Source organism: Actinomadura sp. BRA 177 (assembly GCF_013372625.1).
Classification (GTDB): Bacteria; Actinomycetota; Actinomycetes; order Streptosporangiales; family Streptosporangiaceae; genus Spirillospora.
This window is the reverse complement of the sequence record NZ_JABXFD010000450.1, coordinates 1-14278: the sequence shown is the minus strand read 5'-3', so window position 1 is coordinate 14278 and position 14278 is coordinate 1. Positions and strand designations below refer to the sequence as shown.

Below are 14278 nucleotides of genomic sequence, written 5' to 3'. Positions count from 1 at the left end.
TTTAGATATGCATAGGAGTACGGTACCGAATTCATTGGGGTATTGCGATGTGTTTGTAAAGGGTGGTAGGACGTCAGAGATGTACCCTGTCGTCTTGGTCGGCGGCGGCAGAGGGGTAGAGGGGACGGGTGGAGAACGGCGGCGGCGGGAGGGGCGCCGGAGAGGCGGGCGGCGAGGGGAAGCCGTAGACCGGTGCGGGCCAGGGAGAGGGCACCGCCCGGCCGACCACCTGGTCGGGACGCGGGTGTAACGGCGGCGGCGTCAGCGGCGGCGGTTCCGGAGGTTCGGGCGGTTCGGGCGGCGGTGGCAACGGCGGCGGAAAGTCCGGCGGCGGTGGCGGCAGCTGGTTCGGCGGCAGCGGCCGGTCGTCCGGCCCGGCCGATCGCGGACGCGGCCGCACGGGCGGCGGCTCCGGCGGTTCGGGCGGCGGTTCCGGTGGCGGGGCGCCCGCGACGAACGTCCCCAAGCAGCGTGGTGGTTCCGGCGGCGGCTCGTCCAACGGGAACGGGAAGCCGCCGGCCCAAGGCCCCGGCGGACGCCGGCAGCCTCCGCCGCTGTGGGGCCGCGGCGGCTCCGAGGAGGGCCCGTCGATGCCGTTCTGGCTGCGCCCGGTGGAGCGTCCGTCCGGTGAGCCGGACGGGGACGAGTGATGAACCTGAACGACCGCCGCCGCAAGCTGCTGTTCGCGGGCCTGGTAGTGGTCCTCGCCGCCGTCGGCATCTACCTGACGGTCGCCTCGCCCGAGCACGGCGGCGACGACCGGCAGGAGGCCCGGCCGAGCGCCACGCCCACGGCCGGCCCGCCCGGCCCGGAGTCCCCGCCACCCGGCATCCAGAACGCCGTGAACCCGGGCGAATTCGACATCTACCGGCTGCTGCCGTTCTCCCGGCAGGAGTTCGCCACGGCGGCGGACCTGGCCCAGCGGTTCGTCACGGCCTACGAGACGTACCGCTACGACGAGACCCCCGAGACCTACATGGGGCGCCTGTCCGGCCTGGCCACCGACGACCTGAAGCAGCAGCTCGGACGGGACGCGGCGACACCGGGCCTGCTGGAGGAGCGCCGCCGCGAGCAGGTCGTCGCGCAGGGGTCGGCGTCCCTCGACCAGGTGCGCAACATCGAGAACAACTCGGTCATCTTCCTGGTGACGGGCCGCCAGCAGCTGACCAAGGGCGGCAAGGAGAGCAGCGAGAGCAAGCAGTACGCGGTGACCGTCGCGCGCGACGGCGGCTCGCTGAAGGTCTACTCGTTCCAGCCCGCCGACGCCGGCCAGGCGGGTGACACGGGATGAGCCCGCGCCGGTTGCTGTTCGCCGGCGGCCTCGGCGTCGCCGCGACGGTGTTCGTCGCGCTGGTGTTCGTCCCCATCCTGTTCGGTGCGAGCCAGTTCATGTTCGGCGGCGGGATCGGCGGCGGAGGCAACTGCGTGGACGTCGCCGGCGCCGACGCGCAGCCCGCCGCGGCGAACGACGCGAAGGCCGTCCCCGCGAACTACCTGAAGCTCTACGAGGAGGCGGGCAAGAAGTACGGCATCCCGTGGAACGTGCTGGCCGGCATCGGCAAGGTCGAGACCGACCACGGCCGGTCCACGCTCCCCGGCGTCGGCAGCGGGGAGAACTACGCGGGCGCCGGCGGGCCGATGCAGTTCCTGGCCGCGACGTTCAAGGAGTTCGGGGTCGACGGCGACAAGGACGGCAAGAAGGACCGCTACGACCCGGAGGACGCGATCCCCTCGGCGGCCGCCTACCTCAAGCACAACGGCGCTCCGCAGCGGATGAAGACCGCGATCTTCCAGTACAACCACTCGTCGGACTACGTCGACCTCGTCCTCGACTGGGCGAAGCGCTACGCCGGCGGCGAGTTCAAGGTCGTCCAGGCGAACGGCATCGACTGCGACGACAACGAGCTGCCCGCGAACATCGGCGACCTCGTCGAGCAGATCATCCGGTTCGCGATGGCGCAGCGCGGCAAGCCTTACGTGTTCGGCGCGAACGGCCCGGACGCGTGGGACTGCTCCAGCCTCATCCAGGCCGCCTACCGGCAGGTCGGGCTGAACCTTCCGCGCACCACGTTCCAGCAGTGGCCGTTCGGCGTGAAGGTCGCCAAGGGCAAGGAGCAGCCCGGCGACCTGGTGTTCTTCAACTCCGGCCCGGGGACGTCGGCGGACAACCCCGGCCACGTCGGGATGGTCATCGGCAAGGGCAAGATGATCGTGGCGAGCTGCTCGACGTGCGTGCCCGCGATCGGCGTAAAGACCTACAAGCGGTCGGACTGGGTCGGCGTGACCCGCCCGCTCGCGCGCCCCGACTTCAAGAAGAAGGTCAGCGAACTGGCGGCACGGCAGCCCTGACCGGTCAGCGGAAGCGCCGGTCGCCGGCGGCGAGCAGGATCTCGCGGAGCGCGTCGGCCGCGGCCCGGACCTCCCGCTCGGGCACCCGCGCCATGACGTCCTCGTGCGCGGCACCGGCCGCCTCGAGCGCGCGCCCGGTGACCCGCAGCCCGTCCTCGGTCAGCTGCACGAACCGGCTCCGCGCATCGCCCGCGTTGGCCTCGCGTTCGACGTAGCCGGCCTGCTGCAGGCGCTGCAGGACGTTGCTCGTCCCGCCGGAGGTCAGGAACGCCGACCGCGTCAGCTCGCTCGGCCGCAGCCGGTACGGCGCGCCCTCCCGCCGCAGGACGGTCAGCACCTCGAACTCGGCGTAGGTGAGGCCGAGGCCGGCGAGCGCGGGCCGCATGGCCTGCTGGACGAGCGTGGCGATGCGCCCGGCCCGCTTGCCGACCTCCAGCATCGCGATGAGCGGTTCGGACAGCCCATCCCGCCGCCACGTCCCGGCGACGACGTCGACGTCGTCCCGCCGTTCCCCGCCGTCTCCCTGCACGTCCCCGAGGATACTGACTCCGCACATTGCTTTCTAAAAAGCTTTTCCTTAAGCTGATTTCCATGAAGGCTCTGCTGCTTCGCAACGGCATCGTCATCGACACCGACCCCGCACCGACCGTGCTCGGAAACGCCGACGTGCTGATCGAGGACGGCCGCATCGCCGCGATGGGCCCCGCCCTGTCCACACCGGCGAACACCGAGATCATCGACGCGACGGGAAAGCTCGTCCTGCCCGGCTTCGTCGACACCCACCGGCACACGTGGCAGACGGGAATCCGCGCGATCCTGCCCGACGCCACACTCCCCGCCTACCTGGAGCGCGTCCTGGGCGAACTGGCGCCCCGCTACCGCCCGGACGACGTGTTCACCGGAACCCTCGCCGGCGCAATGGAATGCCTGGACTCCGGCATCACGACACTGGTCGACTGGGCGCACATCCAACTGAGCCCCGGCCACACGGAAGCGAGCATCGAAGCGCTCCTGGCGTCCGGCATCAGAGCAGTATTCGGCTACTGCCACGGCGGCGACGGCGACCTCAAAGCCGAAACCCGCCGCGTCCACCGCGAGCACTTCGACACACCCACCGGGACGCTCACCATGGCGCTGGCGGCACTGGGCCCGGAGATCGCAGGCGAGGAACGCGCCCTGACCGAATGGCGTCTCGCCCGCGACCTCGGTCTGCCGGTCACCGTGCACATGGGCGGACACGGCCCCGAGAGCGCCGCACGCGGCCTGGCGTTCCTCGCCGACAACGATCTGATGGAGCACCCGACGACCTACGTGCACGCCAACTACTACACCGACGAGGCGCTCAAACAGATCGCCGCCAATGGCGGGACGGTGTCCGTCGCACCCGCCATCGAAGCCGCCCTCAACATCGGCCCGCCGCCCACCGGCCGAGCCCGGAACGCGGGTGTCCCCACGGGCCTCAGCGCAGACACGGTCACAAGCGGCCCAGGCGACATGTTCAGCATCATGCGCGCCGCCTACGTCCTGGAGCGCGGACGCCCCAACCAGGCGTTCACCACGGCCGACGTCCTGCGGATGGCCACCAACGAGGGCGCTGAGGTCGCCGGACTCGCGGACGTCACCGGATCGCTGACACCCGGCAAGCAGGCCGACATCCTCGTCCTGCGCACCGACACGCTCGGCGTAGCGGCGGCCCACGACCCCATCGCGGCGGTGGTCCTCTCAGCGGACACCCGCAGCGTCGACACCGTCCTGGTCGGCGGCCGCGTGGTCAAACGCGGGGGAGAGTTGCAGAACCAGGACGTCCGGCCTGCCCTGACCTCGCTCTCAGAATCCGCCGCGCACGTGACCCGCCCATGATCCGTCGGCGGCGCGTGGCATGCTGATCGGCGTGGAGTCCGAGATAACCATCCGCGTCGCCGGCGAACTCCTGATGTTCCTGCCCGCCACGAGGCGGGAGGCCGTCAACCGGGTGCCCTATGACGGGACGTCGACGCTGGGCCATCTCGTGGAGTCGCTCGGCGTGCCGCTGCCCGAGGCGGGCCCGATGACGATCGGCGGCGAACCCGTCGAGCCGTCCACCCGTCCGAGAACAGGGGACGAGGTGCACGTCGAGGCGGTGCCGCGCCCCCAGCCCATCCCGGGGGACGTGCCGCGTTTCCTCCTGGACGTCCACCTGGGCACGCTCGCGCGGCGGATGCGCCTCCTCGGCCTCGACACGGCCTACCACAACGACATGGACGACCCGGCGCTGGTCGTCCAGGCCAACGCGGAACACCGCGTCCTGCTCACCCAGGACCGCGGGCTCCTCCGCCGCCGCGCTCTGTGGTTCGGCGCCTACGTCCGCGGCTCCAAACCGGACGACCAGCTCCACGACCTCCTGGACCGGTTCGCGCCGGAGCTCCACCCGTGGACGCGCTGCACCGCCTGCAACGGCGAACTCGTCCCGGTCGACAAGAGCGAGATCGAAGGCGCCCTGGAGGCCGGCACGCGCCGCAGCTACGACGTCTACGGCCGCTGCGCGGACTGCGGCCAGCTCTACTGGCGCGGCGCGCACGGCGGCCACCTGGAGGAGATCGTCCGGTCCGCGACCCGCCAGGTCGAATCCGCCCGTGCGACCGCCGTATCGAAGAGGGGCTGATCAGCATCGATCTCGTTGTGGTGGGCGCCGCGATCATCGTCGGCGGACGCCTGCTGAGCGCGCAGCGGGCCGAGCCGCCGCACATGGCGGGCGGCTGGGAGCTGCCGGGCGGCAAGGTCGACCCAGGTGAATCGGACGAGGAAGCCCTGATCCGCGAGTGCCACGAGGAACTGGCGATCAAAATCCGCCTGGGCCACCAGGTCGGCGCCGACTGGCCCCTGAGCGACCAAGCCCTCCTACGAGTCTGGCGAGCCGAAATCCTGGAGGGCGAACCGCAACCCCTGGAACACCTGGCCCTACGCTGGCTGGCCCCGAACGAGCTGTACGTAGTCGACTGGCTCCCAGGCGACCGCCCCGTAATAGACACCCTCGCCCAAGAGGGCCTGACCTAGCCCTGCTCCCTCTGTAGGCGTGTCGCCCGCCAGGACTGTGTCCAGGGGCCGGAGCGGCCGGGGCTGGACGTGCCCGCCGACATCAGCCGACGCAGCAAACCCCGCAACAACCTCAATCGTCGCGATTGCGACCGAAGGCAGGTTCGAGCTTGCGAGAACCTGATCGCGCAGCGAGCCGCTAGGCGAGTCGGATGCGATGCAGCAATCGCACGCATTGCCCGACGATGGAGGGCCCCCGGGGCCCGAAGGAGGAGGGCAGTGCAGATACACACAGCGATCGCCCGTGTTTTTCGACGATGGAGGGCCGCCAGGCCCGAAGGAGGAGAAAAATACAATAAACACCGGGGGCTTCCTACCGCGCCGCAGGAAGCCCCCGACGCATGGTGGCCGCGTGGTGCGGCCCGGGGGAGGGGTCAGGAGATGCGGTTGGCGCCGGCGTAGTCGGAGCGGTCCGACAGTTTGGAGATCTTCACCACATCGCCGGTCTGCGGAGCGTGCAGGTACTTGCCGCCGCTGAGGTAGATGCCCATGTGGTGCAGGTTGCTGCCGAAGTAGACCAGGTCGCCGGAGCGCAGCTGGCCGCGCGACACCTTCGTGCCGAGCTGGTACAGGTCGCCGGTGTAGTGCGGCAGGCCGGGCTTGCCGACCTGGGCGTAGGCCCAGACGACGAGGCCGGAGCAGTCGAAGCTGCTCGGGCCGGCGGCGGCCCACACGTACGGGGAGCCGATCTTGCCGTAGGCCTTGCGGGCCATCTTGGCGGGCAGGTCGGAGCCCTTGATGGTGGCGGTGAGGCCGGTGCGCGGGTCGCGGGCGTGCGTGGTGCTGAGCTTGTCGAGGCGCTTCATCACCTCGGTGACCTTGGCCTTGGCCTCCGCGCGGGCCTTCTTGGCGTCGTCCCAGGCCTTCTTGACCTGCGCGGTCTTGGCCTCCGCGTCGCGTTGCGCGTCCTCGGCCCGCTTGATCTGCTTCTGCAGCGCCTGGACGGCGGTGGCCTGGTTCTGGGTGAGGTAGGCGCGTTCGGACAGGCCCTCGGGGGAGCCGTCCGAGCCGAAGATCGCGTCGGGGGCGCCGGCCATGTAGTTGGCGGCGGCCATCTGCCCGAGCTGCTCGCGGGCCGGGCCGGCCTGGGCGCGCAGTGCCTCCGCCTTCTTGGTGGCGGCCTGCTCGGCCTTCTGGGCCGCTTTGAAGTCCACGCGGGTCTTGTTGAACTTCTCGGTGAGGATCTCGGCCTCTTCGTTCAGCGCGTTCAGGCTCTTGCGCAGGCCCTTCTCCGTCGTCGGAGTTGGGCTCGGCGTGGTCGCGGCGGCGGCGAGCCGGAACGGCGGCGCGGCGTGGGCGGCGACGGGTGCGGTGGCGCCGAGGCCGAGCAGGAGCAGGGTGGCGGTGGCGGCGGGCGTGACGCGCCGCCTGCGGGGTTCCGGTGCCAAGCCGGTGTTCTCCTCTCCTCGTGCGCCTACCGGGTTAGCTGACGGGTTCGGGCCAGGAGTCGCCCTACGCCGCGCCGCCGTGGCGGCGGCGCGTCGATTCACCCCGAGTGTGTGGGTCCCCGGTTCTCCCGGCGGGCGGGAGATTCGGCGTTCCGGTCGCAGCCCCGGGGGGTGGGACTCCGGACGACCGGATCACGGGGGAAGATTACAAAGGATGAGCAAAGTTGGCCAATCGAGACCTGCCGGGGCGGAGTGCGGGGTGGGACGGGAGGGGCGCCGGGGGCTCGTGTGAGGCACGGTCCGGGCGACGCGGAGTGGGTGGTCCGCGCGGGCAAGTAGAATGGACTGCTGCCGCTTTTCTGCGGCGACTCTCCTGAAACCTCACGCAAGGTAACCCGCATGCCCATCTCCACGCGCGACGACCTCCGGAACGTCGCGATCGTCGCCCATGTCGACCACGGGAAGACGACGCTGGTCGACGCCATGCTCTGGCAGTCCGGGGCCTTCCGCGAGAACCAGGACGTCGATGACCGGGTCATGGACTCCAACGACCTGGAGCGCGAGAAGGGCATCACCATTCTCGCGAAGAACACCGCCGTCAAGCACAACGGGCTGACGATCAACATCATCGACACCCCGGGCCACGCCGACTTCGGCGGCGAGGTCGAGCGCGGGCTGTCCATGGTGGACGGCGTCGTCCTGCTGGTGGACGCCAGCGAGGGCCCGCTCCCGCAGACCCGGTTCGTGCTGCGCAAGGCGCTCGCCGCGCGGCTGCCGGTGATCCTGGTCGTGAACAAGACCGACCGTCCCGACGCCCGCATCGACGAGGTCGTGGACGAGACGTACGAGCTGTTCATGGACCTCGACGCCGACGAGGACCAGATCGACTTCCCGATCGTGTACGCGTCCGGCCGCGCCGGGCGCGCCGCGCTCGACAAGCCCGGCGACGGCGAGATGCCCGCCAGCGAGGACCTGGAGCCGCTGTTCCAGGTGATCACCGAGACGATCCCGGCGCCGTCCTACGACCCGGACGCGCCGCTGCAGGCGCACGTGACGAACCTGGACGCCTCCAGCTACCTCGGCCGGATCGCGCTGTGCCGGGTGCACGCCGGGACGATCAAGAAGGGCCAGCCGGTCGCCTGGTGCCGGCACGACGGCAGCGTCGAGCGGGTCAAGATCACCGAGCTGCTGATGACGGACGCGCTCACCCGCAAGCCCGCCGACGAGGCGGGGCCGGGCGACATCATCGCGATCGCCGGCATCCCCGACATCATGATCGGCGACACCATCGCCGACGCCGACGACCCGCGCCCGCTGCCGCTGATCACGGTGGACGAGCCCGCGATCTCCATGACGATCGGCACCAACACCGGGCCGATGGCCGGCCGCGAGAAGGGCACCAAGGTCACCGCCCGCATGGTCAAGGACCGCCTCGACCGCGAGCTCGTCGGCAACGTGTCGCTGCGGGTCCTGCCGACCGAGCGTCCGGACGCGTGGGAGGTGCAGGGCCGCGGCGAGCTGGCCCTCGCGATCCTCGTCGAGAACATGCGCCGCGAGGGCTACGAGCTGACCGTCGGCAAGCCGCAGGTCGTCACCCGCGACATCGACGGCAAGCGGCACGAGCCGGTCGAGCGGCTCACCATCGACATCCCCGAGGAGTACCTCGGCTCGGTCACGCAGCTGATGGCGGTCCGCAAGGGCCGCATGGAGCAGATGACGAACCACGGCACCGGCTGGGTGCGGATGGAGTTCCTCGTCCCGGCGCGCGGCCTGATCGGGTTCCGCACCGAGTTCATGACCGAGACGCGCGGCACCGGCATGGCGCACCACGTCTTCGAGGACTACGAGCCCTGGTTCGGCGAGCTGCGCACCCGCCCGTCCGGCTCGCTGGTCGCCGACCGGTCCGGCGCCGCGACCGCGTACGCGATCACGAACCTGCAGGAGCGCGGCACGTTCTTCGTCGGGCCGACCACCGAGGTGTACGAGGGCATGATCGTCGGGGAGAACTCCCGCGCCGACGACATGGACGTCAACATCACCAAGGAGAAGAAGCTCACGAACATGCGCTCGTCCACCGGCGACGAGCTGGAGCGCCTCACCCCGCCGCGGCTCCTGTCGCTGGAGGAGGCGCTGGAGTTCTGCCGCGAGGACGAGTGCGTCGAGGTGACGCCGGCGAACGTCCGCATCCGCAAGGTCGTGCTGGACGCCAAGGAGCGCGAGCGCATGCGCGCCCGCACCAAGCGCGCCGGCTGATCCTGCTCCCGCCGTGCGAAAAGGCGGCCCCGGGGTTCTGAGAACCTCGGGGCCGCCTTCTCACGTGCGGGTCACTTCAGCTGGACGGTCCCGGTCACGTCGGCGGCCAGGCGGAGCTGGTCGCCGTCGCGGAGGGGCGCCTCCACGCCGCGGGGGAGGCGCTCGCCGTTGACGAACGTCCCGTTGGTGGAGCCCTCGTCCCGGACCCAGGCCGTGCCGGACGGGTCGAGCCAGACCGTCGAGTGGCGCCGCGACACGTTGTCGTACTGCGTGAACGTGGACGCCACCGGCGACTGGCCCACGTCCCGGCCGAGCACGAGGTGCTGGCCGACGGAGACCTTGAGCTCACCGGTCGGGAACTGCACCCGCAGGACGGGCGTGCCGCCCTTCTGCGGCAGGGGACGCAGGCAGGAGTCGCACTGCGCGGCGCCCGGGTTGCTCAGCACCGCCTCGCAGTACGGGCACATGAACGCCGTGCTGTCGGGGGCCGGGGGACGCCCGCCCTGGTTGTGGTCGTGCGGCAGCAGCGTCGCCTCACGGCCGTGCGGCGGCAGCGGCGGCCCGCCGTGCTGCGGGCCCCCGTGCTGGGGTGCCCCGTGCTGCGGGCCCCCGTGCGGAGGTGCGCCGTGCTGCTGGGGCGGCGGGCCGAACTGGTGGTCCGCCGGGCCCGGCTGCGGAGCCCCGTACTGGTCCTGGGGGGCACCGTACTGGTCCTGCTGCGGCGGGGCGCCGTACTGGTCCTGGGGGACGCCGTACTGATCCTGCGGGGCACCGTACTGGTCCTGCTGGGGCGGAGCCCCGTACTGGTCCTGCGGCGCGCCGTACTGGTCCTGGGGCTGCTGGTACTGCGGCTCGCGCTGCTGGTACTGGTCGGCCCCGGGCTGCTGCTGCGGCGGCGCGCCCCACTGGTCCTGGGGCTGCTGCTGCTGTTGTTGGGGCGGGCCCCACGGGTCGGCGGGCGGCTGCTGCTGGTGCTGCATCGGCGGCTGCCCACCGTGCTGCGGCTGCTGCTGCCCGTGCTGCGGCTGGCCGTACTGGCCCTGCTGCGGCTGGCCGTGCTGGTCCTGCCCTTGCTGCGGCATGGGCGGACCCCACGCGTCCGGCTGCTGCTGCTGCGGCGGGCCCCACGGGTCCTGCTGCTGCCCGGGCTGGCCCGGCTGCTGGTGCTGGGGGGCCTGCTGCCCGTACGGGTCGTGCGGCTGCTGCGGCTGCCCGTACTGCTGCCCGGGCGGGGCGCCGCCGTACTGGCCGCCCGGTCCCGGCGGCGGGGGGACCCGCTGCTGCTGGTCGTCGTATCCGCCCGGCCCCTGCCGGTGCGCGCCGCCACCGCCGCGCGCGAGGTTGGCCCCGCAGTTCATGCAGAGCAGATCGCCCTGCTGGTGCGGCTCACCGCAGACAGGACAGTTCAAGGTCGCCATGACACATCCCCCGAGCGCACCCCGGCGCGGTCGAGCCTCGACGTCAGGTGCTCCATGTCACCCCTTCGCGGGATCCCGATGTAGTACACCCGCCTTCCCTCCGGCCCTTCGTCCACGGACACCTGTACTCGGGGCCCTGTTCCTTCTCCAGTCTTCCCGACACCGGCCAGTGCCCCGTACCGTTCGCGCCCCAGCGGGGACAGCGGCACGACACGCTGGTTGGCCGACCCCCTCCAGAGTAGGGAGCCGTCCGCGGGGTGTCGCCCCCCCGGATTCAACCGGTCGACGTACGGTCCCGTGATCACGGCGTCGCACATGTCCAGTAGCTCGCGCGTCTCGCCGCTGCGGGCGAGCCGCGAGTAGGCATATCCGCTGTAAACCAATATGTCCAACTCAATCGTCTCACGGCCGGGGGTGTCCCGCCACGCGCGGACACCGCGCAGCAGGGCCGCCAGCGCGGCCGGCTGCTCGAACGGCTCACCACCGGAAATGGTCACTCCGTCCACCGGTCCGGGCAGGGACGCGAGCCATCCTAAAACGGTCTCGACGGGCACCGCGCGGCGCGGGTCGGCGTCCCAGGTGTCCTTGGACAGGCAGCCGTGACAGTGCAGCGTGCAGCCCTGCGTCCAAATTCCGGCGCGGGTTCCGGGGCCGAGAGTGGTCACCGGGTAGTGCGCCTTGGCGAGCAGCAGCGCCGCGCCCCCGCCGCCCGTGCGGTCCGGGCCGCCCGTGCCGCCCGCGCCGGTCACTGGAGGTCCAGATGGACGATGCTTCCCTCGCGCCGGATGCCCGTGACGGTGACCTTCTCGTCCGGGACGAGCTCCCGGTCGAACAGGGCGCGCGCCAGCGGGTTGACGAAGTGCGACTCCAGCGCCATGCCGATGCCGCGGCCGCCCTTGTCGAGTTCCTCGGTGCACCATTCCCGGAGCGTCGTCAGCGCGTCGCCCTTCACGGCCAGGGAGAGCCGGTGCTCCTCGGTGACCCGGCGGCAGATGTTCGCGAACTGCAGGTCGAATATCTTGTGCGCGGCCTCGCCGGAGATGAAGTCGAACACGACGATGTTGTCGCCGAACCGGTTGAGCAGTTCGGGACGGTTGAGGACCTCGGTGAAATGGTCGGCGACCGCGCCCTTGATGCGCTGCTCGACCTCGTCGTACGACATTCCGGGTGTGATGTTCTGCACACGTTCGGGCGCCGCGTACGGGGACGCGTCGCGCGTCGTCAGGTCGCGTCCCGGGACGTACATCCCCAGGTTGGACGTGAAGATCAGGATCGACTCGGAGAAGTGGACGGTGTTGCCGCGCCCGTCGGTGAGCCGGCCGTCCTCCAGGATCTGCAGGAACTTGTCCAGGATCCGCGGGTGCGCCTTTTCGATCTCGTCGAAGAGGATCACCCGGAACGGGTCCTCGCGGACGGCGTTGGTCAGCTCGCCGCCCGCCTCGTGCCCGACGTAGCCGGGCGGCGACCCGATCAGCCGGTCGCCGGACCCCTCGCCGGAGAACTCGCTCATGTCGAAGCGCAGGTAGGCGGACTCGTCCCCGAAAACCAGCTCGGTGATCGCCTTCGCCAGCTCCGTCTTGCCGGTGCCGGTCGGGCCCGCGAAGAACAGCACGCCGCGCGGCCGGCTGCCCGACTTGGTCGCCTGCGCGCCGGACAGCCCGAGCACGGCCCGCTTCAGTATGTCCAGGGTCTTGGTGACGGCCTGCGGCTGCCCGATCACCCGCTCGGGGACGCGCTGCTCGCCCTCCAGCACCCGGCGGCGCAGATGCCCGCGGCTCCACGGGTTGTCGAGCACGCCGAGCTTGTAGGTGCGGACCGCGTCCGGCAGGTCGGTGAGCCCGATGCCCCGCTCCTTCGCCAGCCGGGTCACCTCGATCATCGACTGCAGGGTGAGCCCGTCGGCCTGCTCGGCGAACGCGTCGCACGCCGCCGCGGCCGCCTCGTCGTCCCCGACGTCGGTGACCCCGAACGCGCGGGCCAGCAGCCGCGCCGTCTCCTGCCGGTCGCCGAGATGCGGGCGCGGGATCGTGATCTCGCGGATGTTCTCGTTGTCGGTCGTCAGCCACGGCGGCAGGTCGCCGGGCCGCTCCACCAGCCACAGGATCGGGTTGTAGAGCGGCTTCGGCCGCGCCCCGGTCACCCGGACCGGGCGCGCGGTGCGCGACAGCTTCGCGCAGAACCGGAAGAAGTCGCGCTCGGCCGGCTCCAGGTCGGTCGGGGTGCGGGCGATCCGGGACGCCGAGTCGATCACGAACGCGGCGCGGACGTCCTCCTTCGGCCGGGCCACCGCCGCCAGCAGCCGCGTCAGCGCCTCCAGCGACGGCTTCTCCTCCGCCTTGATCTTGCCGAGCAGCCGCTCGGCCGCCCGCGTCGAGTCGTCGTCGCCGGGGATGATCTGCAGCCCGTCCACCGGGTCGTAGACGGCCATGAACGACGCGCCGCTGGAGCGCAGCGCCTCCCACAGCAGGGCGCGCAGCGGCAGCAGCCCGGTCGGCGCGCCGCCCTCCGCCGGCGGGGTGAGGAAGCTGTCGTACAGGTTCCCCGACAGGACGTACTGGGAGTGCACGGACAGGGTCGCGTCCAGCTCCCGGACGAACGGCGGCCACCCCTGCAGCCGCCCCCCGAGAGTCGGCGAATCAATGCTCATCTGTCGGCGGCCCCCACTTCATTCCGCGTCGCCCCGCATCTCAGTTATGACGCTCGCGGTGGCGCTCGCGTTGCCCGGTACGTCCCCTAGTCTGCCGTGACGGCGCCGAAACCGGCAGCTCACGCACGCCGGGGTCCAGCCGCCACGCCACGTCCGAGCGGATTCCCGCGTCCGCCAGCTTCGTCCGTGCCGCCTCGAACGCCTCGCACCACTCGCGCTCCCGCTCGACGTCCACCCGGCGGTCGTCCTCGCTCTCGGCGGGCCGCTCGCGCACCATCGACGCCCGGACGTGCGCGGCGTCGTCGACCCGCATCCGGACGCTGTGGTCGGGCCAGGCGCCCTTCGTCAGCGTCACGGTGCCGTCCTCGGCCGTCAGCGTCTCGAACCCGGCGTGGACCTCGTACCCCATGTCCTCGAACGCCGTGGTGACCGAGTCGAGGACGTAGCGGCGCTCGGCCTCGGCCTGCTCGGCGGCGTCGGCTTCGGCCGCCCGCCGCCGCTCCTCCGCGCGCCGCTCCTCGGTGCGGCGGTTGGCGGCCTGGATCCGCAGCCGCACCTCCTGCAGGACGCCCTCGGCCTCGTCCGCCGTCCCGGCCCCGGTGAGCAGCGCCGCCGCCTCCGCCACGGCCCGCCGCTCCGCGTCCGCCGCGTCCGGCAGCAGCCGCGTCATGATCCTCTCGAGGTTCCGCCGGACGTCGTCGCCGGTGGCGGGCGGCGGCGCGCTCTGTGCGGTGTCCGCCGTCAGCCCCTCGGCGGGGACGGCGAAGATCTGCGTGCTGACCTGGTCGGCGAGATGCTCGGACAGCTGCCGCTCCGCCTCGTCCAGCGCCCGGTCGGTGGCCGTGCACCACGCCGTCAGCTCCTCGGGGGTCTGCTCCTGCGCCGTCAACCGCTCCGGCAGCGGCACCTCGGCGCCGATCTTCGCGCGGGTCTCGGCGAGCGCGGCGATGCGCGCGTTGCGCTCCACGACCTCGCGCAGGGCGCGCTCCTGGGACTCGACCTCGGCGAGCGCCGCCGCCCGCGCGACGATCGGCGCCGAGGTGCCGCTGCCGGAGCGGTTGACGGCCTGTCCCTTCTACACATCTCCGAGCCCACGCGACGGACACCTATCTCGTATGCCGCGTGCGGCTTGAAAACAAAAAACCAACAAA

Annotated in this window: 12 protein-coding genes and 1 riboswitch; of the genes, 6 read left to right on the top strand and 6 right to left on the bottom strand. The window is 71.5% G+C overall.

Annotated elements, in window-relative coordinates; translation table 11 throughout:
- Positions 1–649: 649 nt before the first annotated feature.
- Both HUX53_RS26875 and HUX53_RS26870 read left to right on the top strand, forming a co-directional pair.
- Entirely contained in the window at positions 650–1291 is a 642-nt protein-coding gene (locus tag HUX53_RS26875) for a hypothetical protein (RefSeq protein WP_176406011.1), read from the top strand.
- Entirely contained in the window at positions 1288–2349 is a 1062-nt protein-coding gene (locus tag HUX53_RS26870) for a bifunctional lytic transglycosylase/C40 family peptidase (protein ID WP_176406010.1), read from the top strand. The genes HUX53_RS26875 and HUX53_RS26870 overlap by 4 nt, the downstream gene beginning before the upstream one ends.
- Before the next feature lie 4 nt (positions 2350–2353).
- Here HUX53_RS26870 and HUX53_RS26865 read toward each other — a convergent pair whose 3' ends face one another.
- Entirely contained in the window at positions 2354–2878 is a 525-nt protein-coding gene (locus HUX53_RS26865) for a MarR family transcriptional regulator (RefSeq protein WP_176406009.1), read from the bottom strand.
- 62 nt (positions 2879–2940) lie between these two features.
- Between HUX53_RS26865 and HUX53_RS26860 the strand changes: the two genes are divergently transcribed.
- The 3 genes from HUX53_RS26860 to HUX53_RS26850 are packed head-to-tail and all read left to right on the top strand — an operon-like array spanning position 2941 to position 5382.
- Entirely contained in the window at positions 2941–4209 is a 1269-nt protein-coding gene (locus tag HUX53_RS26860) for an amidohydrolase family protein (RefSeq protein WP_176406008.1), read from the top strand.
- A gap of 31 nt (positions 4210–4240) precedes the next feature.
- Positions 4241–4990: a Mut7-C RNAse domain-containing protein gene (locus HUX53_RS26855; RefSeq protein WP_309237450.1), complete on the top strand. Its 750-nt coding sequence runs from the start codon at positions 4241–4243 to the stop codon at positions 4988–4990.
- Positions 4991–5010: 20 nt separating this feature from the next.
- Positions 5011–5382 carry a (deoxy)nucleoside triphosphate pyrophosphohydrolase gene (locus tag HUX53_RS26850; protein WP_309237449.1) on the top strand — a complete coding sequence of 124 codons (372 nt, stop codon included), beginning with the start codon at positions 5011–5013 and terminating at the stop codon, positions 5380–5382.
- Between the two features lie 413 nt (positions 5383–5795).
- On the opposite strand, the gene HUX53_RS26845 is transcribed toward HUX53_RS26850, so the two are convergent.
- Positions 5796–6809, bottom strand: coding sequence for an NlpC/P60 family protein (locus HUX53_RS26845; RefSeq protein ID WP_255205669.1), 1014 nt, complete (start codon positions 6807–6809; stop codon positions 5796–5798).
- A gap of 7 nt (positions 6810–6816) precedes the next feature.
- A riboswitch (cyclic di-AMP (ydaO/yuaA leader) is annotated at positions 6817–6969 on the bottom strand.
- Between the two features lie 239 nt (positions 6970–7208).
- Here HUX53_RS26845 and typA point away from each other — a divergent pair.
- Positions 7209–9062 carry a translational GTPase TypA gene (gene typA, locus HUX53_RS26840; RefSeq protein WP_176406006.1) on the top strand — a complete coding sequence of 618 codons (1854 nt, stop codon included), beginning with the start codon at positions 7209–7211 and terminating at the stop codon, positions 9060–9062.
- Positions 9063–9133: 71 nt separating this feature from the next.
- Here typA and HUX53_RS26835 read toward each other — a convergent pair whose 3' ends face one another.
- From HUX53_RS26835 to HUX53_RS26820, 4 genes are read right to left on the bottom strand one after another with little or no spacing between them, the layout of a single operon-like run.
- Positions 9134–10480 (bottom strand): FHA domain-containing protein, encoded by a 1347-nt coding sequence (locus HUX53_RS26835; RefSeq protein WP_176406005.1) that lies wholly within the window; start codon positions 10478–10480, stop codon positions 9134–9136.
- A complete protein-coding gene (locus HUX53_RS26830; RefSeq protein ID WP_309237448.1) occupies positions 10468–11229 on the bottom strand; it encodes a 4Fe-4S single cluster domain-containing protein in 762 nt (253 codons plus the stop codon). Before HUX53_RS26830 ends, HUX53_RS26835 begins: the two co-directional genes overlap by 13 nt.
- Entirely contained in the window at positions 11226–13127 is a 1902-nt protein-coding gene (locus HUX53_RS26825) for an AAA family ATPase (protein WP_176406004.1), read from the bottom strand. Before HUX53_RS26825 ends, HUX53_RS26830 begins: the two co-directional genes overlap by 4 nt.
- A 40-nt stretch (positions 13128–13167) precedes the next feature.
- Positions 13168–14094, bottom strand: coding sequence for a response regulator receiver protein (locus HUX53_RS26820; protein WP_176406003.1), 927 nt, complete (start codon positions 14092–14094; stop codon positions 13168–13170).
- Positions 14095–14278 lie beyond the last annotated feature (184 nt).